Origin of the sequence: Roseibium sp., assembly GCF_965276855.1 — a bacterium.
Taxonomy (GTDB): Bacteria; Pseudomonadota; Alphaproteobacteria; order Rhizobiales; family Stappiaceae; genus Roseibium.
In genome coordinates this window covers 3,080,307-3,102,050 of sequence record NZ_OZ255700.1, presented here as the reverse complement: position 1 = coordinate 3,102,050, position 21,744 = coordinate 3,080,307, and the positions used below count along the sequence as shown (strand labels likewise).

Annotated in this window: 21 protein-coding genes; 14 read left to right on the top strand and 7 right to left on the bottom strand. The window is 58.2% G+C overall.

Features of this window, described 5'->3' with window-relative positions; genetic code table 11:
• The first annotated feature begins 19 nt into the window (after positions 1-19).
• From ACQY4Z_RS14380 to ACQY4Z_RS14350, 7 genes are read left to right on the top strand one after another with little or no spacing between them, the layout of a single operon-like run.
• Positions 20-664, top strand: a complete 645-nt coding sequence (locus ACQY4Z_RS14380; protein ID WP_428522346.1) for a TetR/AcrR family transcriptional regulator — start codon at positions 20-22, stop codon at positions 662-664.
• Positions 661-2,268, top strand: a complete 1,608-nt coding sequence (locus ACQY4Z_RS14375; protein ID WP_428522344.1) for a carboxyl transferase domain-containing protein — start codon at positions 661-663, stop codon at positions 2,266-2,268. The genes ACQY4Z_RS14380 and ACQY4Z_RS14375 overlap by 4 nt, the downstream gene beginning before the upstream one ends.
• Before the next feature lie 4 nt (positions 2,269-2,272).
• Positions 2,273-2,695, top strand: a complete 423-nt coding sequence (locus tag ACQY4Z_RS14370; RefSeq protein ID WP_428522342.1) for an ASCH domain-containing protein — start codon at positions 2,273-2,275, stop codon at positions 2,693-2,695.
• A gap of 2 nt (positions 2,696-2,697) precedes the next feature.
• A complete protein-coding gene (locus ACQY4Z_RS14365; RefSeq protein ID WP_428522340.1) occupies positions 2,698-4,692 on the top strand; it encodes an acetyl/propionyl/methylcrotonyl-CoA carboxylase subunit alpha in 1,995 nt (664 codons plus the stop codon).
• The gene (locus ACQY4Z_RS14360; protein WP_428522338.1) at positions 4,679-6,310 is read left to right on the top strand and encodes an AMP-binding protein; all 1,632 of its coding nucleotides are present in this window, start codon (positions 4,679-4,681) and stop codon (positions 6,308-6,310) included. Before ACQY4Z_RS14365 ends, ACQY4Z_RS14360 begins: the two co-directional genes overlap by 14 nt.
• A 13-nt stretch (positions 6,311-6,323) precedes the next feature.
• Complete coding sequence (locus ACQY4Z_RS14355) at positions 6,324-7,184, top strand: hydroxymethylglutaryl-CoA lyase (protein WP_428522336.1); 861 nt, start codon at positions 6,324-6,326, stop codon at positions 7,182-7,184.
• Positions 7,181-7,966: a crotonase/enoyl-CoA hydratase family protein gene (locus tag ACQY4Z_RS14350; protein WP_428522334.1), complete on the top strand. Its 786-nt coding sequence runs from the start codon at positions 7,181-7,183 to the stop codon at positions 7,964-7,966. Before ACQY4Z_RS14355 ends, ACQY4Z_RS14350 begins: the two co-directional genes overlap by 4 nt.
• 12 nt (positions 7,967-7,978) lie before the next feature.
• Here ACQY4Z_RS14350 and ACQY4Z_RS14345 read toward each other — a convergent pair whose 3' ends face one another.
• The 4 genes from ACQY4Z_RS14345 to pcaQ form a co-directional block, all read right to left on the bottom strand.
• Positions 7,979-8,794 (bottom strand): hypothetical protein, encoded by an 816-nt coding sequence (locus ACQY4Z_RS14345; RefSeq protein ID WP_428522332.1) that lies wholly within the window; start codon positions 8,792-8,794, stop codon positions 7,979-7,981.
• 205 nt (positions 8,795-8,999) lie between these two features.
• Positions 9,000-9,809 (bottom strand): response regulator, encoded by an 810-nt coding sequence (locus ACQY4Z_RS14340; protein WP_428522330.1) that lies wholly within the window; start codon positions 9,807-9,809, stop codon positions 9,000-9,002.
• A gap of 201 nt (positions 9,810-10,010) precedes the next feature.
• Positions 10,011-11,768 (bottom strand): thiamine pyrophosphate-requiring protein, encoded by a 1,758-nt coding sequence (locus ACQY4Z_RS14335; RefSeq protein WP_428522328.1) that lies wholly within the window; start codon positions 11,766-11,768, stop codon positions 10,011-10,013.
• Positions 11,765-12,685: a pca operon transcription factor PcaQ gene (gene pcaQ, locus ACQY4Z_RS14330; RefSeq protein ID WP_420339637.1), complete on the bottom strand. Its 921-nt coding sequence runs from the start codon at positions 12,683-12,685 to the stop codon at positions 11,765-11,767. The genes ACQY4Z_RS14335 and pcaQ overlap by 4 nt, the downstream gene beginning before the upstream one ends.
• A gap of 94 nt (positions 12,686-12,779) precedes the next feature.
• Here pcaQ and pobA point away from each other — a divergent pair, with 94 nt between their 5' ends.
• From pobA to ACQY4Z_RS14295, 7 genes are read left to right on the top strand one after another with little or no spacing between them, the layout of a single operon-like run.
• On the top strand, positions 12,780-13,949 hold the full coding sequence (pobA, locus tag ACQY4Z_RS14325) for a 4-hydroxybenzoate 3-monooxygenase (RefSeq protein WP_428522326.1): 1,170 nt from the start codon (positions 12,780-12,782) through the stop codon (positions 13,947-13,949).
• A complete protein-coding gene (gene pcaD / locus ACQY4Z_RS14320) occupies positions 13,949-14,740 on the top strand; it encodes a 3-oxoadipate enol-lactonase (RefSeq protein ID WP_428522324.1) in 792 nt (263 codons plus the stop codon). Before pobA ends, pcaD begins: the two co-directional genes overlap by 1 nt.
• A complete protein-coding gene (pcaC, locus tag ACQY4Z_RS14315; protein WP_428522322.1) occupies positions 14,733-15,122 on the top strand; it encodes a 4-carboxymuconolactone decarboxylase in 390 nt (129 codons plus the stop codon). Before pcaD ends, pcaC begins: the two co-directional genes overlap by 8 nt.
• 23 nt (positions 15,123-15,145) lie before the next feature.
• Positions 15,146-15,871, top strand: coding sequence for a protocatechuate 3,4-dioxygenase subunit beta (gene pcaH, locus ACQY4Z_RS14310; protein WP_428522320.1), 726 nt, complete (start codon positions 15,146-15,148; stop codon positions 15,869-15,871).
• A gap of 2 nt (positions 15,872-15,873) precedes the next feature.
• Positions 15,874-16,494 (top strand): protocatechuate 3,4-dioxygenase subunit alpha, encoded by a 621-nt coding sequence (gene pcaG, locus ACQY4Z_RS14305; RefSeq protein WP_428522318.1) that lies wholly within the window; start codon positions 15,874-15,876, stop codon positions 16,492-16,494.
• Positions 16,495-16,501: 7 nt separating this feature from the next.
• Entirely contained in the window at positions 16,502-17,338 is an 837-nt protein-coding gene (locus ACQY4Z_RS14300; RefSeq protein ID WP_428522316.1) for a 3-keto-5-aminohexanoate cleavage protein, read from the top strand.
• A 54-nt stretch (positions 17,339-17,392) separates the two neighbouring features.
• Entirely contained in the window at positions 17,393-18,700 is a 1,308-nt protein-coding gene (locus ACQY4Z_RS14295) for a lyase family protein (RefSeq protein WP_428522314.1), read from the top strand.
• Between the two features lie 63 nt (positions 18,701-18,763).
• Here the strand turns inward: ACQY4Z_RS14295 and ACQY4Z_RS14290 are convergent, their stop codons facing one another.
• The 3 genes from ACQY4Z_RS14290 to ACQY4Z_RS14280 are packed head-to-tail and all read right to left on the bottom strand — an operon-like array spanning position 18,764 to position 21,663.
• Positions 18,764-20,119 carry a TRAP transporter large permease gene (locus ACQY4Z_RS14290; RefSeq protein WP_428522312.1) on the bottom strand — a complete coding sequence of 452 codons (1,356 nt, stop codon included), beginning with the start codon at positions 20,117-20,119 and terminating at the stop codon, positions 18,764-18,766.
• 6 nt (positions 20,120-20,125) lie between these two features.
• The gene (locus tag ACQY4Z_RS14285) at positions 20,126-20,635 is read right to left on the bottom strand and encodes a TRAP transporter small permease (RefSeq protein WP_428522310.1); all 510 of its coding nucleotides are present in this window, start codon (positions 20,633-20,635) and stop codon (positions 20,126-20,128) included.
• Complete coding sequence (locus ACQY4Z_RS14280; protein WP_428522308.1) at positions 20,635-21,663, bottom strand: TRAP transporter substrate-binding protein; 1,029 nt, start codon at positions 21,661-21,663, stop codon at positions 20,635-20,637. The genes ACQY4Z_RS14285 and ACQY4Z_RS14280 overlap by 1 nt, the downstream gene beginning before the upstream one ends.
• Positions 21,664-21,744 lie beyond the last annotated feature (81 nt).

Genomic DNA, 21,744 nt, shown 5'->3' with positions numbered 1-21,744 from the left:
CGGCATTGGAGGAGACATAATGGCGCTTTCAGCACGCCCGCAGCCGCGGCAACGCGGCCTGGAAACTGCAGAAAAGGTTCGAAAAGCGGCCCTGCGGCTTTTTGCGGCGTCAGGATACGCAGCCGTATCCATGCGGGACATCGCAACCCAGGTCGGCGTTCAGCCGGGTGCGCTCTACAATCACTTCCCCACCAAGCAGCACATTTTGAAAGACTTGATGCTGAGCCACATGGCCGACTTGCTGGCGGCTTGGGACACTGCAGATTTCCCGGATGAAACCGACCCGATCGAACGCTTTGTGCGATTTCACATCCGGTATCACCTGGAACGCGCAGATGAAGTCTTCATCGCCTATATGGAGTTGCGCAGCCTTGACGCCGAGAACTTCGCGATCGTCGAGGCCGAGCGCCGGCGCTATGAAACCATTCTGACAGAGATCTTGAGCGAAGGCGCAGCAAGCGGCCGCTATCACATCGACAACGCCAAAGTGACGACACGTGCGATCATCGCCATGCTGACCGGCATTCCGGCCTGGTACCGGCCCGGCGGCGATCTGTCGAAAGAAGAGATCGAAACGCTTTACCTCAACATGGTGCGCAAAAGCATCACCCCAGAAACGAACGATAATCCTGGCAATCCAGACACCGGAGACCGGATGGCATGAGCATCCTCAAATCGAGCCTTTCGCCCAAGAGCGCCGAGTTCACCGCCAACAAGGCCGCGCATGAAGACGCCATGGCGCAAATCAAGGACGCCGCACAGACAGCGCTGGACGGCGGCGGGGAAACCGCCCGTGAACGCCATGTCTCCCGTGGCAAGATCCTGCCGCGCGAACGTGTCTCCCGTTTGCTGGATCCGGGCTCGCCGTTTCTGGAGGTCGGCATGCTGGCCGCCCACGACATGTATGACGGTGCAGCACCGTCGGCCGGCATGATTGCGGGTATTGGCCGGGTCGAAGGACAGGACGTCATGATCCTGGCCAATGACGCGACCGTCAAAGGCGGCACCTACTATCCGCTGTCGGTCAAGAAGCACCTGCGCGCCCAGGAAATCGCCGAGCAGAACAACCTGCCATGCGTCTATCTGGTCGACAGCGGCGGTGCCAACCTGCCCAATCAGGACGAGGTCTTTCCGGACCGTGACCATTTCGGCCGGATCTTCTTCAACCAGGCCAACATGTCGGCGAAAGGCATTGCCCAGATCGCGGTCGTGATGGGCTCCTGCACGGCTGGCGGTGCCTATGTTCCGGCCATGTCGGACGAGACCATTATCGTCAAGAACCAGGGCACCATTTTCCTTGCCGGTCCGCCACTGGTGAAAGCGGCCACCGGGGAAGAAGTGTCCGCGGAGGACCTTGGCGGCGGTGACGTCCATACCCGCCTGTCCGGCGTTGCCGATCACCTTGCCCGCGATGACGCCCATGCGCTTGCCATTGCTCGCCGGTCCATCGCCAGCCTGAACCGTACCAAGGCCTCGCAGCTTGCCCTGCAGACACCGGAAGATCCGCTCTACGATCCGGAGGAAATTCTCGGCGTCGTCCCGGCGGATTTGAAGACCCCCTACGACATTCGCGAAGTCATTGCACGCGTGGTCGACGGCTCAAGGTTTGACGAGTTCAAGGCCCGCTACGGCACAACGCTGGTCTGCGGCTTTGCCCATATTCACGGCATGCCGGTTGGCATCATCGCCAACAACGGTGTTCTCTTCTCCGAAAGCGCCGTCAAGGGCGCGCATTTCGTCGAACTCTGCTCCCAGCGCAAGGTGCCTCTGGTATTCCTGCAGAACATCACCGGCTTCATGGTCGGCCAGAAATACGAAAGCGGCGGGATCGCGAAGGATGGCGCCAAGCTGGTGACCGCCGTTGCCACGACGAAGGTTCCGAAAATCACCATGCTGGTCGGCGGATCTTTTGGCGCCGGCAACTACGGCATGTGTGGCCGGGCCTACTCGCCGCGGTTCCTGTGGACCTGGCCCAACTCGCGCATCTCCGTCATGGGTGGGGAGCAGGCCGCTGGTGTTCTGGCAACCGTTCGCCGCGACGGTATCGAGCGCAAGGGCGGCAGCTGGTCCAAGGAAGACGAAGCCGAATTCAAACAGCCGATCATCAACCAGTTCGAGGAACAGGGTCACCCGCTCTATGCGTCAGCCCGGCTTTGGGACGATGGCATCATAGACCCACGCAAAACCCGCGACATTCTGGGTCTTTCTTTGTCGGCGTCCCTGAACGCCCCGATCGAAGACACCAAATTTGGCCTGTTCCGGATGTGATGTGATGACCTTGGAAGAACTCAAAAAGAAATATCCGGGGGCAGAAACCTTCAAGTTCGGCGACGGACCCGAACTCAGCAGTTTTCTGATCGGCTTGGTCCGCGCAGGTAAAAAGACCGCGACGTGCGGTGCTTTGCGCGACTTTGCAGACGGCGGCGAAGCGATGCCCGAAGTCGGACGCACGGATATCGTTCTCAACTGGGACGGGTCTCCGGCCCTCGTCGTTGAAACGCTCGAACTGACCCAAACCCGTTTTTGCGATGTGTTGGCGGACTTTGCACTTGCAGAAGGTGAGAACAACACACTCGAAGGCTGGCAAAAAGACCACCAGAGCTATTTCGAGCGCAATGGCGGCTTTGATCCGGAAATGATGCTCGTGTGCGAACGATTCAAAGTGGTTGAAGACCTTAAGACGGAAGGCATCTGACAATGTTTAAGAAAATCCTCATTGCCAACCGTGGTGAAATCGCCTGCCGGGTTATGGAAACAGCCCGCGAACTCGGCGTTAAAACCGTGGCTGTCTATTCCGACGCCGATGCAAACGCCAAACACGTTGCGATGGCCGACGAAGCGTACCGCATCGGCCCGGCTCCTGTCTCCGAGAGCTATCTGCAGATCGCCAAGATCATCGACGTCTGCAAACAAAGCGGCGCAGAGGCGGTCCACCCGGGATACGGCTTCCTGTCGGAAAACCCAGACTTCGTTGACGCGCTGGACGCGGCCGGGATCACCTTCATCGGCCCGAGCGCAGATGCCATCCGCGCCATGGGCCTGAAAGACGCCGCCAAGGCACTGATGGAAAAGGCTGGCGTTCCGGTCGTGCCGGGCTACCACCGAGAGACCCAGGACCCCGGGTTCCTGCAGATCCAGGCCGGCAAGATCGGCTATCCGGTTCTGATCAAGGCGCGCGCTGGCGGCGGCGGCAAAGGCATGCGCAAGGTTGAACGGGCGGAAGACTTTATCTCCGCGCTCAAGTCCGCCCAGCGCGAAGGCGAGGCAAGCTTTGGTGACGGCCGGGTCCTCATCGAAAAATATGTCGCCAAACCGCGTCACATCGAAATCCAGGTCTTCGGCGACAATCATGGCAATGCCGTGCATCTGTTTGAGCGCGACTGCTCGCTGCAAAGGCGTCACCAGAAGGTCATCGAGGAGGCTCCGGCTCCCGACATGCCGGAAGAGATGCGCACGGCCATGGGTGAGGCGGCCGTTAAGGCGGCCAAGGCGATCAACTATTCCGGTGCCGGCACCATCGAGTTCATCGTTGACGTCTCCGAAGGTCTGCGCGCCGACCGCTTCTATTTCATGGAGATGAACACCCGTCTGCAAGTTGAGCACCCGGTAACGGAGCTGATCACGGGACAGGACCTCGTCGAGTGGCAGCTGCGTGTTGCCTCCGGAGAGCCTCTGCCGAAGGCGCAGGAAGACCTCTCGATCAACGGCTGGGCTTTTGAGGCCCGCCTTTATGCAGAAGATGCACCGAAAGGCTTCTTGCCTGCGATTGGTACGCTGGAGCACCTCGTTCTTCCCGAAACCCAGGCCCGCGTCGACAGCGGTGTCCGGGCAGGAGACGAGATTTCCCCCTTCTATGATCCAATGATTGCGAAGGTGATCGTACACGGTCCGTCGCGTGATGCCGCGCTTGGCAAGTTGCTCGCCAGCCTGGAGGCGACGGAAGTTGCCGGTTGTGTCACCAACGCCGGGTTCCTGGCTGCGCTTTGCCGCCACGAAGGCTTTGCCAACGGGGACGTCGACACCGGCCTGATCGACCGCGATCTGGAAAGCCTGATCGCCGAGCCGGAGATGCCGGAAGACGCAATCGCGCTTGCTGCACTGACCGCGCTTGGCCTCACCCGCCCAGCCGAGGGCAACGATCCGTTCGACACACTTGCAGGATGGCGAATTTGGAGTGCCTCCCGCCAGTTCGCGCTTCTTGAAATTGCCGGTGAGCGCAGGGATGTTGAAGTTCACGCTCAAGGTCAAAACAAGTTCACCGTGCAGCTCAGCAGCGGTCCGAAAGATTTCACTCTGGTTCAGGTGGATGACAGCACCATCACCTATGACAGCAACGGCCACCGGGCTTCCGGTTCCGTGGTTCACGATGGCAAAGGGCTCACGGTCTTCATGTCCGGCCATGCCTTCAAGGTTGGACTGCCGGACGCGCTGAGCTCTGATGAGGAAGCTGCCGGTGCGGGCGATCAGCTGATTGCCCCAATGCCGGGCCTTGTGAAAATGCTGAACGCCAAGGCCGGCGATGCGGTCACCAAGGATCAGCCCTTGATCATTCTGGAAGCCATGAAAATGGAACACACGCTGAAAGCCCCGCGCGATGGGGTCATTGGTGAAGTGATGGTCAATGAGGGTGAACAAGTGACCGACGGAACGATCCTTCTGGTTCTGGCGGAGGAAACCAATGCTGCTGCCTGAGGCAAAAACCTACAAGGAGCTGACCGAGAGGTTTTCGTGGCAGATCCCGGAGCGGTTCAACATCGGTGTCGCGATTTGTGACGCCTGGGCCGACAAGGAACCGCGCCGCGAAGCTCTGGTCTATGCCGAAGAAGGCCAACCCGCTCACAGCTATTCCTATGGCGCGTTGAAACGGCTTTCCAATCAGCTGGCCAACCTTCTGAAGAGCCGGGGTATTCAGCAGGGTGACCGGATCGGCATCTTGATGCCGCAACGCCCGGAAACAGCCTTTGCTCATATCGCAGCACTGAAACTCGGCGGGATTTCAATCCCGCTGTTCGTCCTCTTTGGCGAAGAAGCCCTGGAATACCGGCTCAAGGATTCTGGTGCCAAGGCCGTCATTACGGACGAAAGTGGAGCGGCAAAACTGGAAAAGATCCATGGCAGCTTGCCCGAGCTGACAACCGTCTTTTGCGCAGATGGCGCGCACCATGGCGCTGATGATCTTTGGGCCGCAATGGATGGCCACGAAGAGACGTTCGAACCCGTCGATACGCAGCCAGACGACCCGGCCATCATCATCTACACCTCCGGCACGACCGGGCAGCCAAAGGGCGCACTCCACGGGCACCGGGTTTTGCTTGGGCACCTCCCCGGCGTTGAGATGAGCCATGACTTTCTGGGTCAGCCTGAGGACCGGATCTGGACACCTGCGGACTGGGCCTGGATTGGCGGCCTGCTGGACGTGCTGATGCCGGCGCTTTATCTTGGCGTGCCGGTGGTCGCCTGCCGTTTCAAGAAGTTCACTGCGGAAGCGGCCTTCCAGCTGCTACAAGACCAAAACATCCGCAACGCTTTCATCCCACCAACGGCGTTGAAGATGATGCGCCAGCTCGATGCCCCGGAAGACCGCTGGCAATTGAATTTGCGAACCGTCGCCTCCGGCGGCGAAACCCTCGGTGCCGAGCTCATTGACTGGGGCCGCAAAACCTTCGGCCGGACAATCAACGAGTTCTACGGCCAGACCGAATGCAACATGATCGTTTCAAACTGCTCTGAAATCATGAACGCACGTCCCGGCATCATGGGCAAGACGGTTCCGGGTCACGAGCTGGCTATCGTCAGTGATGCTGGTGAGGTTCTGCCCTCCGGTACCTTCGGCAATATCGCCGTCAAACGGCCCGACCCAGTCATGTTTTTGAAGTACTGGAACAACGAGGCCGCCACGCAGAAGAAGTTCGCCGGTGACTGGCTGCTGACGGGGGACACGGGCGAGATGGATGGGGACGGCTGGATCCGTTTCGTGGGCCGGGACGATGATGTCATTACTTCCTCCGGCTACCGGATCGGGCCCGGCGAGATCGAAGACTGCCTGATCAAGCACCCCGCTGTTGCGATGGCCGGTGTCATCGGGAAACCCGATGCCCAGCGCACCGAGATCGTCAAGGCCTACATCATCCTGAAGCAGGATGTCGAACCGTCCGATGCCTTGGCCAAGGAGATCGCCGACTTCGTCAAGATCCGGCTGGCCGCCCATGAATATCCGCGTGAAATCGAGTTCGTTGACGCTCTACCGATGACCACCACCGGCAAGGTCATCCGGCGTGAGCTCCGCGCCCGCGCGGCTGAGATTGATTAAGGAAAAAGCGCTCATGTCCGAGTTTGTCACCATCTTCGAAATGGGTCCACGCGACGGGCTTCAAAACGAAAAGCGGTTTGTCCCGACGGAAGACAAAATTGCGCTTGTCGACCGTCTTTCAGAATGCGGGTTTCGCAAGATCGAAGTCACCAGCTTTGTCAGCCCCAAATGGGTGCCACAAATGGCCGATGCGCAAGAGGTCATGGAAGGGATCTATCGCCATCCGGCTGTCGTCTATACGGTTCTGACACCGAACGTCAAAGGCTACACGGCCGCTCTGAAGGTCTCTGCGGACGAGGTGGCAATCTTCGGCTCGGCATCTGAAGGCTTTTCAAAGAAGAACATCAACTGCTCGGTCGCAGAAAGCATCGAACGTTTCAAGCCACTGCTGGAAAAAGCCCGTCAGGACGAAATGCCGGTGCGCGGCTATGTCTCCTGCGTCACCGATTGCCCTTATGACGGCCCCACGCCGCCCGAAAAGGTCGCCGAAGTCGCAAAGATACAATACGAGCTTGGCTGCTACGAGATTTCCCTTGGCGACACCATCGGTGCCGGCACGCCGGAAACCATCGGCCGGATGCTCGACGCCGTTCTGGATGTGGTTCCGGCGGAAAAGGTCGCCGGGCATTATCACGACACCAAAGGCCGGGCGCTGGAAAACATCGAGGTCAGCCTTGAGAAAGGCCTGCGCACGTTCGACAGCACCATTGGCGGGCTGGGGGGCTGTCCCTATGCCCCCGGTGCCAAGGGCAACGTCGCGACAGAAGCTGTTGCGGAGCTCATGCAGCGCCGCGGTTTTGAGACCGGTTTGAGACTTGAAAAATTGGCCGAGCTTGCCGAATTCGCAAAATCCCTTCGGAGTGACACCGCATGAGTTTTGAGACGATCACGATTGAAACGGATGACCGCGGCGTTGCCACGCTGACCTTGAACCGTCCGGAAAAGCACAACTCGCTGTCGGCTAAAATGATCGATGAGCTCTCTGCAGCTGCAGACCAACTCGGGTCTGATGGCTCGGTTCGTGTCGTTGTCCTGACAGGCGCAGGTGAAAGTTTTTGCGCCGGGGGCGATCTTGCATGGATGCGCGAGCAGATGGCGGCTGACCGCGGCACACGCATGGCCGAAGCCCGCAAACTCGCCATGATGCTGAAGGCACTGAATGAACTGCCAAAACCTGTGATTGGCCGGGTCCAGGGACAGGCCTTCGGCGGCGGCATCGGCATGATGAGCATCTGCGATACTGTCGTTGCCGTCGAAACTGCGAAGTTCGGCCTGACCGAGGTTCGGCTTGGCCTAATACCGGCGACCATCAGCCCCTACGTCCTGGCCCGGATGGGCGAAGGCAAGGCGCGCCGGGTGTTCATGTCCGCGCGCATTTTCGGTGCGGAAGAAGCCCGGGATCTTGATCTCGCCGCCAAGGTGGTGAGCGCCGATGACCTCGATGCGGCCATTGAGAAGGAAATCAAACCTTATTTGAGCGCCGCTCCGGCAGCGGTTGCAGCCTCCAAGGCCCTGGCCCGCTCGCTTGGGCCGGTCATTACAGATGCCGTCATCGACGACACTATCCGGAGGTTGGCTGATACGTGGGAAACCCCGGACGCCAACGAGGGCACGTCAGCGTTTTTTGAGAAGCGAAAACCGGCCTGGACCCACTAGGGTTCGCAAGCGTCACGCATTCCGGCGGGCGTGTTCGATCAAAGCTGCGATCCGGGCGACATCAAGTTGCTCGGATTTTGGTGCAGGCTGCTCAACGCGGTACATTTTTTCCCGCCGCCGCCGGATCTTCTTGCGTTGCCACTCGCTGATGCCCTCCGGCAGATCCACTTCGGCACGGTCCATTCCTATCAGAACCCGTTGAAGATCCGGAATGAGTTCTGATGAGATCGTAAATGTCGCCCCGTCATCACGCCGGAAGACCAGTGTTTTGGTTGTTTCCTGACCGTTCAGGAGCACGGCTTTTTTCCGGCCACTGGAACCGACCGTCGACTGGAACCATGCAACCGGGCCGGACGCATGCCACTGCTTCACGCTGACCTTTTCAAGAGCTGTATAGGGCACACGGACCCGCAATCCGAATTGCGTGAACTCGAAACCATTTCCGAAGAACCGGACCCAGGACGTTTCCTGGCGCACGGCAACGGTGAAGAAAACGAGAGACAAGCTGGCCGGAAGCAAGCAAAGCAGAGCCAGGGCAGCCAAGGCCCCTGTTGCCGAGGCGAGACCGAGGACTGCAGGTGGCAGAAAAAACAGCCCGAACCCAAAACCAATGAGATCCAGCGTCAGAACAGACGGGCGCGACTCTGGCCGGATCGCTCCGGATGCTGGCTGCGGGCGCGGCGGCGCAAGATAAATCGCAGCCGCGGCAACCAGGCACATGATGCTGCTGAGCAGCGTCATGAAGTAAAACCAACCCGCGATGCCCAGCACTGCCAGGCACAAGGGAAGGATGCGCCGGAGATATTCTAGCCGTGCCGTCTTGCCCACGCTGCGCTCCTTGATGTCGGGGCGAAATCGCTACAAACCCGCTGGAGTTTTGATTCTTACATTGAATCGACTTGGCAGCTTGTAATCAAGGCAGGCTGAGAACTATCCAAAATGATTGTAGGAAAAGGGCAAATAATACCGGGAAAATTTGAATATAATCCCGGCAAAACGATTGGTTCGAGACCGGAACAGTGTCCGGGCTTGCCTACGAAGCCTTCCGCTCCCGCTCCATGAAGCTGAACATGTCCCGCACTTTTCCGAATTTCGGTTTATCTATTTCCAGAAATTCGTGCATCATCGTGTCGATATCGGCAGGGGTGAATGGCTTCTTCAAGAAGCCGGTAATGCCGATGAACGCCGCGGATCGTTCGAGATAAGTCGTGTCGTTTGTTGACATCATGTAGATCCCAATCTTGCTGGACAAATCCCGGATAGAGCCCGCCAGTTCCAAGCCATCGACCCCCGGCATGTGAAAATCGGTCAGAATGAGCTCAAACTTGCCGCGCGCAAGCGCCTTCAAAGCGGCATCTGCACTGTCTGCTTCAGAGATTTCAAATTCAAACCGGCTGCTTTCCAAAACCTTCCGAGCCAGTTTCCGCATGGTCCCGGAATCATCCACGACAAGTATCGGATAGGACCGGGTCATCACGCGGAACGTTGCCACGATTTCGCCAACGTCACCCGGCTGGAATGGCTTTTGAAGAAAATGGTAGGCACCGAACTTCTTGAGAACTGTTTCAGCACGGTCATCCAGACTGCTGGACATGGCGACGGTCAAACACTCGTTTGACTGCGTTTCTTTCATTGCAGAGACCACTTCCGGGCCATTCAACCCCGGCATGTGAATATCAATGAAGGCGATATCGACTTTCTTTTTCTGAAGATACGCCAAGGCAGCCCGGCCATTATCAACAGTCTCGATTTCGATGTAACGTTCGCCCCGATGGAGCTGAATACCCTCTGCAACGATTTCCCGTGCTATGGCGCTGTCGTCCGCTATCAGGACACGGATCATTTTGTGTATCAACGCAGACTTCCCTCATAGACAGGCATGTCGCCAATTCAAAACCAATCAAATACTGATACCCAAAAAGTCCTATAGAAGAAGTTACCATCAAACTTAATTTTAGAATAAATCATCCGATTGTTAGGATAAAATTCGATTATTCATACGCCATCGGAATAACGTGGTTAACGCCAAACTAATAGTCGAAGTTTATCTCATTACAGAGATGTCCAAGAGTGCTAGCTGCCTCTTTTGTTCTACATGCACAAGCGCATTACGTAACGCTTCTTCTAGGCCTCCCCCCTGCTCGACACGAGCAGCGTAGGCGCGGCTGGCCTTGGCAACATGCGTAAAGTCCGGCACCGGCGACAATTGGGTCAAAGGCATCCTGTTGCTTCGGGCCGCATAGCCCTCCGGATAATGATCCAGTACAGACTGGCGCACCGCACCCCACTCTGCATTGTTCAAAACGATCACAAGGATCGGCAGGTCGAGAGCTTCGGCAATTTGATGACAGACCACCGGGTTGGAAAACATGTACGACCCGTCTCCCATGGTCGCTACAATGGTGCGATCCGGTGCGCCGAGCTTCATGCCAAGAGCGGCTGGAAAACACCAGCCGAGCCCGCCCGCATGGGGCTCCTGATACCAGGCCTGCCAGTGGTTTAAACTCATCGGCGCAGGAGGGCAGCCGAGTTCTGAAAGCACCGACGCTTCACGATCCCCCAATACGCGGGACAGGCACAGACTGACCAAATTCTTGGTGATGCCCCGCGCTCCATCGGCTTCAGCCGATGCCAAGACAGCTTGCTGGTTTGCTTTGTTGCGCGCAGCCCATTGAGCTCGTCTCGGTGCTGCTTTTTCGCACAGTTCAAGCTCATCCAAAGCTGCCTTCAAAGCGACGATTCCCGGCTGCACGTCCGATGCGATTGCCAGATCACATTGGAAATTGCGCACAGGCACTTTGCTGAAGAGCGGGTCCTGGCCAAGGTGTATGACTTTGCATCCGGGCTTCAGCTTGTGTTTGTCCGGTGCCCAGGGAGCCAGACTGTCGATAACGAGAACGACATCTGCGGTTTCCAGAAGAACTGCCGGATCGTTGCCTGCAGCCATCGGATGATCGAGATCCATCGCAAGCCGCACAGACCAGTATTGGCAGACAGGCATGCCCCATCGCTCCGCCATCCCGGCAAGAGCTGCAAAGCCATCGGCGCCACCGGCTCCGCGCTGTGCGAAAATCACTGGATTGTCAGCTTGGGAAATAAGTTCGGCTGCCCGTGCAATGGCGCCTTGGTCGATACCCGGCTGCGGCGCGACCATAATCGCCGGCGAGCCCAATTGGTCTGCCGGGCAAGGCTCACATAGGACCTCGCGCGGCAAGCTCACATAGACCGGACCGCGCGGTGTTGTCTCGGCAAGCGCTTTCGCCCGGTCAACCGTTTCGACAGCCTGCTCGGGAAAGCGCAGCTCATAGTCCCATTTGCAGGCTTCACGCACCAGAGCGGTTTGATCGCGCATTTCCTGTCCCCAGCCGATCGGAACGGTTCGCGATCCGAACCGCCCTTGTTCCGTGGTCGGGGTTCTCCCGGAGAAGAGCATCATTGGTATATTTTCGATGGAAGCGTTGATCGCGCCAATCGCGCAGTTGGCGAGACCAACATTCGTATGCGCCATCACTGCAGCTGTTTTGCCGGTACCGAGGTAATAACCATGCGCCATGCCCATGGCCGCACTTTCGTGCGGGATGACAATCGCTTCCGGTAGATCGATGTTCTTGGCATCAGCCTCGGCGAGACCTTCGATCACGGGCGGGAAATCCGTTCCGGAATTTGCAAAAATATAGTCAATGCCGATCGCCTTCATCCGGCTGAGCAGAGCCCCTCCGGATGTGATGGATACAACACCTTCTGTCGCACTTTTGGAAGGCGAAGTATTGCTATTGGCAGAAGTCGTCGCAGTCTTGCTCATGAGGAAAGTTCCAAGTCTTCAATGGCGGTCTGAACAGCCAGCCGGAACACCTGCTCGGCCGGGCTCGGCTGGGCATCGGGGCGCGTCATCAACCCGATCGGCCCTTTGGTGATGTCGCTTTCGAAGGGTAAGCGGATCAAATCGCCATCAGCCGTTTCATTGCGCACCACACCGGAAGAAATAATCCAGACAGCATCCGACTGACGCGTATAAATACGACCGAATGCGCCGGACACGGTTTCGATCCGGTTCGGAATTTCCGCCACGCCGTTGGCGATCAGATACCGCTCAACCAAAGGGCGGATGGCCGACCCTTCCGGCGGATAGAGCACCGGCCAGTCGACAATACGTTTTATGTCCGGCGCCTCCAGGAGCGGATGACCAGCCCGGACAACGAACTCGACCCGCTCAGAATAAAGCTGCGTGAACGAAACTCCTTCCATGGTGACCGGGCGTCCGAGGCGGCCAATCACCAGATCGATTTCACCCAGCCGCAACCGCTCGATGAGATATCCATGCGGACCATCCAGGATCTTCAGCATAACCGTTGGCGCCAGATCCCGGAATTCACGGATGGCAGCGGGCAAGAAGCTTCCCGAAACACTCGGCAAAGCTCCAACGGTCAAAGTGGCCCGCGCTTCCTCACCGGCGTTGACCACACCGTCCAGCCCCTGCTGGAGGCTGGCTAGGGAAATTTGGGCAAAATGCAGGAACATCTTGCCTTGCGGCGTCAACGATATGCCGGCGCGGCTGCGGGTCATCAGTGTCGCGCCAATCGTTTCCTCCAATTCCTTGAGGGTCTTGGATATGGCCGGTTGAGTAAGGTTCAGCTTGTCGGCAGCGAGCTTCAGACTGCGTTCCTGCGCAATCTCGACAAAACATTGGATGTGCCGGAATTTTATCCGCCGATCGATCATTTACTTACCCATTTTGGAAATCAAATGACCTAATTTGTCATTTTACTTCACCATTTCAGATAAACAATATGCTCAAAAACGCGGGGAGGTCTAGATGCGTACTCAAGTTGTCATTGTTGGAGGAGGTCCCTCCGGGCTCCTACTGGGGCAACTTTTGCACCTGAAGGGGATCGACGCGGTCGTTCTGGAGCGCAGGACCAAGGATTATGTGCTTGCGCGGATCCGGGCCGGTATTCTGGAAACGGGTCTGGTTGAACTGATGCGCGAAGCCGGCGTTTCCGAGCGCATGGACAAGGAGCGTTTTGTCCATACAGGCACCTGCATTTCCTATGAAAACGAGATGTTCTCGATCAACTTCGAGGACCTGATCGGCAAGAACGTCATCGTATACGGCCAAACAGAGGTGACACGCGACCTCTATGAAGCCCGCGAAACTTCTGGTGCAAAGACCATATTCGAAGCAGAGGGTGCCGCAATCCACGACGCCGATACGGACGCACCATACGTCACTTACATGAAGAATGGCAGCGAGCACCGGATCGACTGCGATTTCGTGGCAGGGTGCGACGGCTTTCATGGAGTCAGCCGGAAAACCATTCCGGATACTGTCCGCAAAGACTATGAGAAGGTCTTTCCGTTCGGCTGGCTGGGTATCCTGTCCGAAACGCCGCCCGTGCACGAAGAGCTGATCTACGCCAACTCCACCCGCGGATTTGCACTCTGCTCCATGCGCAATGAAAACCTGTCCCGCTATTACGTCCAATGCGAGCTCAGCGACAAGGTCGAGGACTGGAGCGATGAGGCGTTCTGGGAAGAACTCAAACGCCGCCTACCGGAAGACATTGCGGAAAAGCTCGTCACTGGGCCGTCGATTGAAAAATCAATCGCGCCTTTGCGCTCCTTCGTGAGTGAGCCGATGCGCTGGGGCCGATTGTTCCTCTGCGGCGATGCTGCGCACATCGTGCCTCCGACTGGGGCAAAGGGCCTCAACACTGCTGCGTCAGATGTTCACTATCTCTACCGCGCGCTTTCAGCCTATTACCTCGACAAGGACAGCACCGGCATCGACACCTACTCGGAAACGGCGCTGGCGCGGGTCTGGAAGGCGGAGCGGTTCAGCTGGGCGACCACCAATCTGCTGCACCGGTTCCCGGATCAATCCGAGTTTGATCTGAAAATGCAGCGGGCCGAAATTGAATCTCTGCATTACAATCCGACCGCCCAAAAGTGGTTTGCCGAAAACTATGTGGGACTGCCCTACTGATGCACATCGCACGCCTCACAAATGCGGACATTCACTGGCGCGAAGACGGCGACCCGGCCGGCACGCCCGTCGTGTTTGCAAATTCCCTCGGCACCGATTTGCGGCTCTGGGACAAGATCATCGAGCGTCTTCCCGAAGAAGGCTTCCGCTACATCCGCTTCGACAAGCGCGGCCACGGCCTCTCCTCCTGCCCCTCTGATGTTTACTCCATAACGGATCTGGTCGTAGATCTGGAGGAATTGCTCGGCCATATCGGCTTATCTCAGTTCTCGCTGGTCGGTCTTTCCATCGGTGGGATGATTGGACAACTGCTGGCCCATCGCCAGCCGGATCGCATGACGAGTCTTGTTCTGGCCTGCACAGCGGCAAAAATGGGCACAGAAGACATGTGGCAGACCCGGATTGCCGTAGTCCGCAAAGGCGGTGTCGAAAGTATCGCCGACGCTGTTCTGGACCGCTGGTTCTCCGGCCCTTTCCGGCACTCTGACGAATGCATTGCCTGGCGTAACATGCTGAGCCGGACGCCAGCTGAGGGTTATATCGGCTGCAGTGAAGCCCTGGCCGTAACGGATCTCACCGCGACAACCTCCGAATTGACGCTTCCCGTTTTGGGGATTGCCGGATCTGAGGATCTGGCCAGCCCTCCGGAACAGGTAAAGGCCACCACGGACCTGATCCGTGGCAGCCGGTTTGTCGAGATAGCAGCCGCCGGTCACCTGCCCTGTGTTGAGCAGGCCGACGTCTTTACGGCCCATTTGCAGGATTTTTTGAAGGAGAGCGCTCATGTCTGACCGGTATGAGCAGGGTCTGGATGTCCGCCGCTCCGTTTTGGGCGACACCCATGTTGATCGCGCCGAAGCATCCAAGACGGATCTCGATGCGCCCTTTCAAACACTGATCACCGAGGCGGCCTGGGGAACGGTCTGGGCATCTGGCGGCATCAGCCCGCGCGAGCGCTCCATGTTGACGCTGGCCCTATTGGCAGCTCTTGGGAATTTTGAGGAAATTGCCATGCACATCCGGGCAACGGCCCGGACAGGTGCTAGCAAGCAGGATGTTCTGGAAGCCTTCCAGCATGTCGCGATTTATGCTGGAGTTCCGCGGGCCAACCAGGCGCTCAAGATTGCCAAGGACACTTACGCGAACATGGAACGGGAGGAGGCGGGCGAATAACGCCGGCCGGGAGGAACGCCACAATGAAACCAGGCCTCTATTACCAGCGTGACCGGCAATGGCAGCCGCCCGCGCTGACGCCGGACTACAAGACCAGCGTTTCCAGATCCCCTCAGTATTCGATGATCAGTCTGGAAACGACAGTCAGCGAAATTACCGGACCCGTCTTTGGACACAACGACATCGACCCAATCGACAAGGATCTCCTGTCGAACTACGCAATACCGGGTGAAAGCCCCATTGGCGAGCGTATCATCCTTCATGGACGGGTTCTTGACGAGAATGCAAAGCCAGTTCCGAACACACTGCTCGAAATCTGGCAAGCCAATGCCGGTGGCCGCTACCGGCACAAGAAGGACACCTATCTCGCGCCGATTGACCCGAATTTCGGCGGCTGTGGCCGCACGCTAACGGACGAAAACGGGTACTACGCGTTCAGAACCGTGAAGCCCGGCGCATATCCCTGGCGCAATTGGGTCAACAACTGGCGGCCGGCCCATGTCCATATCTCCATCTTCGGTTCCGCTTTCGCCCAGCGCCTGATCACGCAGTGCTACTTTGAAGGCGACCCGCTGATCGCCAAATGCCCGATCGTGAACTCCATTCCGGACCCGGACGCGGTTGATCAACTGGTCGCACGGCTGGATCTCAACGCCACCATTCCCCTCGACACCATCGCCTACAAGTTCGACATCGTGTTGCGCGGGCGCCGGTCAACGCTGTTTGAAAACCGGCTGGAGGGGAACTAATCATGCGCCAGACACTGGGCTATTTGAAAGAAACCCCCTCCCAGACGGCGGGCCCTTATGTCCACATCGGCCTTGCGCCGGGAGCCGCCGGCTTTGACATCTACGCCCAGGAGCTCGGGCATGACATTGCCGGGCCGAATGCCGGCGGCGAACGCATTCGCGTTGAGGGCCGTGTCATTGATGGCATGGGGTCTCCGATCAAGGACGTGCTTCTGGAAGCCTGGCAGGCCAATGCAAACGGCATCTACGCCCATCCGGAACATCCTGGTGCAGTTGAGGACGGGTTCAGGGGCTGGGGCCGGGTCATTCCGGATTTCGACACCGGCTACTGGACTTTCGAGACAGTCAAGCCGGGTGCGGTCACGGATCTGAACGGCCGTCAAATGGCTCCGCATATCAGCCTCTGGATCGTGGCACGCGGGATAAATGTTGGCCTGCAAACCCGGCTCTATTTTTCAGATGAGACATCCGCCAATGCAGCCGATTCGGTGCTCAATCTGATCGAGTGGGAGCGCCGCCGCGCAACGCTGATTGCAGAACGGACGGACAGCGACGGCACGCCGGTCTACCGGTTCGATATCAAGCTGCAAGGCGAAGACGAAACCGTCTTTTTCGACATTTGAGGCGGACATGAGCAAACCCTGCATCATCTGTGTTGCGATCACCGGTTCGTTGCCGACAAAAGAAAACAATCCGGCTGTGCCGGTCACGGTCGCCGAACAAGTTGAAAGCACGCACGAGGCCTTTGAAGCCGGCGCCACAATCTGCCACGCCCATGTGCGCAAGGAGGATCAAAGCCCGTCTTCGGATCCGGAGAAATTTGCCCGATTGAAAGAAGGTCTTGAAAAACACTGCCCCGGCATGATCATCCAGTTCTCGACGGGCGGGCGCTCAGGCGCAGGAAAGGTACGCGGCGGTATGCTCCCGCTTGAGCCGGACATGGCCTCCCTTTCCGTTGGCTCGAACAACTTCCCGACGCGGGTTTACGAAAACCCGCCGAATCTTGTGGATTGGCTGGCCGCAGAAATGCGGACTTACACCATCAAGCCGGAGATCGAGGCTTTCGATCTCAGCCACATTCACCAGGCAGCGGCGATGAACAAGGACGGCCGCATACCAGGCAGTCTCTATGTCCAGTTCGTCATGGGTGTGAAGAACGCTATGCCCGTCGATAAGGATGTGTTCGACTATTACATCAAGACCGTCGAACGGCTTGTGCCGGATGCCGAATGGTGTGCTGCCGGCATCGGTCGTCACCAGCTGACCATTAACGAGTGGTCGATCGCGGCCGGAGGGCATACCCGCACTGGACTGGAAGACAACATCCGCCTCGACAAGGACAGGCTTGCTCCGTCCAATGCGGCTTTGGTCAAACGGGCGGTTGAGCTCTGCGAGAAGTACGAGCGGCCGGTTGCGGACTGGCAAAAGGCCCGAGAGATCTTGCAGATTCCGCTCAAAGCCGCTTGACGGCAAGTCTTTGTTGTTTCTTGATCAAGCTCCCTTTGTTTGAGCCCAGTTTTCATGCCTGTTTCCCTGTTTTCCAGCCCGGTTTTTTCCGATCTTTACTCCGACGCCGATCTGGTTTTGCGGCTGGATGAGGACGCCGATCTCCTTCATATGATCCGGTACGAGCAGGCTCTCGCAAAGGTACAAGGCGCCCTCGGCGTCATTCCGGAAGGTGCGGCTGCAACGATCGTCTCTGCGCTGGAAACCAGTGAGATTGAGCCGAATGCTTTGAGTAGCGGCACCCGGTCTGCTGGAATTCCCGTTCCCGCACTTGTGGCTTCTTTGAGAAAGATCGCCGGTGACGACGCAGGCAGCTGGCTGCACTGGGGAGCCACCAGCCAGGACGTGATGGACACCGCACTGGTTCTCCAGGCAAAGAGCTGCCTCGATGTGCTGGAAGAACGCCTTGGCAGACTGATCGACACTTTGGAAACAGAAAGCGTGCGGCACGCCAATCAACTTCTGGCTGGGCGGACACGGTCGCAGATTTCAACACCTGTCACGTTCGGATACCGGATTGCACAATGGGCACACGGCCCAATCGATGCTGAGGCCGACCTGCCAGATCTTCGCAAGAAAGTTCTGAAAGTCCAGTTCGGCGGGGCTTCCGGTGTTAACAGCGCGATTGTCCCAGATGGAGCGCGTGTCGCAGAAGCCCTTGCCAAGGAACTCAAACTCCATTTTTCGCCATCCTGGCACACGAACCGGTCGAACATCCTTGCTCTGTCCGCCTGGCTGCAAGCCCTCACCGCAGGTCTTGCCAAAATGGCCGGCGATCTTCTTCTCCTCAGCCGATCAGATATTGCGGAGGTCTCGTCGGGAACAGGCGGCGGATCCTCGACAATGCCGCAAAAGGCCAATCCAGTTCAGGCCGAAGCCATTCTGACGCTCAACACCATCGTGCAAACGTCCGCAGGCGGGATTGCGGCAGCGGCCAGTCCGGCAGAAGAACGTGACGGCGCCCGCTGGCCACTGGAATGGGCATTCTTGCCCCAGATGCTGATTGCAACCGGCGCAGCCCTCCGTCACGCCCAAGCGCTTGCAGACAGCATGTCTGCGAACCCGGACCGAATCTCTTCTGGCTTGAAGAACCATCCGGAAATCATGGCAGAGGCCGCAAGCTTCGCGCTTGCCAAGAACGGCGTTCCGAGGGCAGAGGCCAAAGACATTGTTGCCAAGGCCGCGTCACAGGCTGACTTCAAATCAACCTTGAAGGAACTGGCGCCCAACGGGATCGACTGGGACACCGTTCTTGATCCGGCAACGGTCATACCGGCCTGCAAGGAAATGACCACCGAGATATTCGCCCGGCGGTCGAGATAGCCTCCCCGCTTAGCGGTGAACGCGAAGTTTGACAGGTTTCAAACCAACAAATCGCGATATGAGCTAACTCAGCACACTCGGCAACCACAGCGTCAGCGCCGGGAAACTGACAAGCAGCACCACACGCACCAGCTCCGCGCCAAAGAAGGGCGCAACACCTTTAAACGTCTCGATCATCGGCGTGTCGCGGGCCAGGGAGGAAATCACGAACACGTTCATCCCGACGGGTGGCGTAATCAGTCCCAACTCCACCACTATAAGCGCGAGGATGCCGAACCAGATTTTCAGATCTTCAGTGCTCATTCCGAACCCGGCGCCGTCGGCGCCCTGATAGATCCCGCCATTGATCTCAACCAGAACCGGCCAGAAAAACGGGATCACCAGCAAGATCATCGACAGACTGTCCATCAGGCAGCCGAGCAGGATAAGCGCAACGAGCAGGAGGATCAGGACGGTCATCGGCTCAAGACCCGAACCGGCGATCCAGGCGGCTGTTTCCTGAGGCAGGCGCACCCGCGACATGAAGATCTTTAGAAGTTCCGCACCAAGGATGATCAGATAAATCATACCGGAGGTCGCAGCTGTTTCCTTGAGCGCGCCCAGCATGTCCGGCCAGGAAAACTTGCGCTGCAAGAGACCGAAAACCAGCACGAGAAACACACCGGCAGCAGCAGCCGGGGTCGGGTTGAAAAAGCCGAAATAGATACCGCCGATCACAAGAGCAAAGATCAGCAGAACCGGGATCATTCCGGCCGTTGCCTCGATGAACTCCCGGCGGTCCGGCACCCCGCCTTTCGGGCCGGCCTCCGGTTTGATCGCCACATAGATGGCAATGGTCAGCAAGAAGAGGACGACGGCCAGCAGGCCGGGCAGGAACGCCGCCATGAACATCGTCACGATGTTCGCTTCAACGATGATCGCGTAAATGATCAGGACTACAGAAGGCGGGATCAGGATCCCGAGTACTCCGCCAGCCGCCAGTGTCCCGGTGGCAAGGGCCCCGGAATACTTGTAGCGGCGCAGTTCCGGCAATGCGACCTTGCCCATGGTGGAGGCCGTCGCAAGGGACGAACCACACACCGCCCCGAAACCGGCACAGCCGGCAATTGCCGCCATCGCCGTGCCACCGCGCAGCCATCCAAGCCAGGCATTTGCCCCACGGAACAGCGCCTGGCTGAGCCCCGTCTTGGAGGCGATCGCCCCCATCAGCACAAACATCGGCACGACGGACAGGTCGTAGATCGAGAACTGGCCGTAAGCCAACGTCTTCAACTGGCTGAAGACCAACGCCGGACCGTTGAGCAGCATGGTTCCGACGCCGCCGACCAGGATCATCGCGTAGGCAATCGGCATCCGGATCGCAATCAGGATGATCAGCGCGACGAGCCCGCCCACGCCGAGAACAACAGCGTCTGCCATGTATCGTTATCCTTTCGACAGGGCTGATGTGTCACGCATCAAAGTGACGAGCGCTGCAAGGGCCAGTAAGACAAGGGAAACAAGGATCGGAACAAACGCCAACCAGTGCGGGATCTGCAAGATCGTGGTCGTATAACCGTATTCTCTTTGGTCGAGCATCCCGTGGAACATGCGCCAGATCAGCAGAGACGCAAACCCAAGCGCAACCAGTGAGCCCAGCAATGTGAAGAACGCGATCAACCGCTTCGAGGCTCCAGCTGTGAAAATATCCGCTGACACATTGGCGCCCGTCAGCTGGCAATAGGGCAGGAACGCAAAGACTGCGATCGCAACGCCCATTTCCGTCAGTTCAAAGTCACCGGGGAAAGGCTTACCGAACATGGACCCGATGATGGACATCATGTTCACCGCAACGACGGCCAACAGAACACCGCCGCCGAGCAGAGCCCACACCGTAATGGCCCGGCTAGCAATCCCGGTGAACCCGGAATTGCCTGTTTGGTGATCTGCCGGCATCAGTTGGACGCGTTGTTCGCGACAGCGGCGCGGGCCTTGTCGACAAGCCCGTTCCCGTCAATGCCCTTGCTGGAGACTTCTTCGACCCAGCGGCCGACAACCGGCTCAAGCGCGGCGTTGAACTCCGCGGTTTCTTCCGGCGTCAAGGTAATGTGCGTATTGCCTGCCTTCACAGCGAGCCCGATGCCAAAATCATCCGCATCGGCCCAGATGTCGCCGACTTCCTTGGACCATGCGGCATCGGATGCATCGCGGAAGGCTTTCTGGACATCTTCCGGCAAGCTGTCCCAGCGATCCTTATTCATGGACACCTGGAACACCGTCGTGCCAAAGCGTTCCTTGTCCGCACCTTCGATCTGGTAATTGGTCTGCTCCTGGATCTTCAGCGGCGGAATGATTTCCCAAGGGATCATAGCCCCGTCAATCACACCCTTCTGCAGTGCAGGTGGAAGTTCCGGCACCGGCATTGCAACCGGGGACGCGCCAAGCGCTTCAATCACCCAGGCGCCCGTGCGTGTCGGGATCCGGATTTTCTTGTCCTTGAGGTCTGCGACTGACCGCACTTCCGTGTCGCGCATATGAATGCCCTGACCGGCATGCACATGGAGGAACATGACCTCAACACCCTTGTAGTCGTCTTTCAGATCGCTCTCGAAGAGTTCCTTGAGCGCCAGGTTGGTCGCCGCGGTGTCGTTCTTGTGAACCCCCGGCAGCTCAAAGACTTCAGAGCGCGGGAACAGGCCGGGCGTATAACCGTTGACCGTCCAGACGAGATCGACAACACCGTCGCGAACCTGGTTGATCAGCTCCGGCGGACGGCCGCCTAGTGTCATCGCCGGATAGATCTCGATGGAGACCTTGCCACCGGAGTTTTCCTCCACCTGCTTGGCCCAGGGCACCAGCATCTTGGAGTGTGCCGGGGCCTTTTCGCCCAGGAAGTGGTGCAGCTTGAATTCGTGATCTGCAGCCTGCACTGATGTTGCGCCGAGCGCCAACAGGGCTGCGCCGAAAACCGCCTTGAAATCCATGATCGTTCCTCCTCCTACGCCGGAAATACAAGAAATAGACCAGTCCGGCTGTGGCCGCGCCTCATTCGCGCTGTTGGTTGC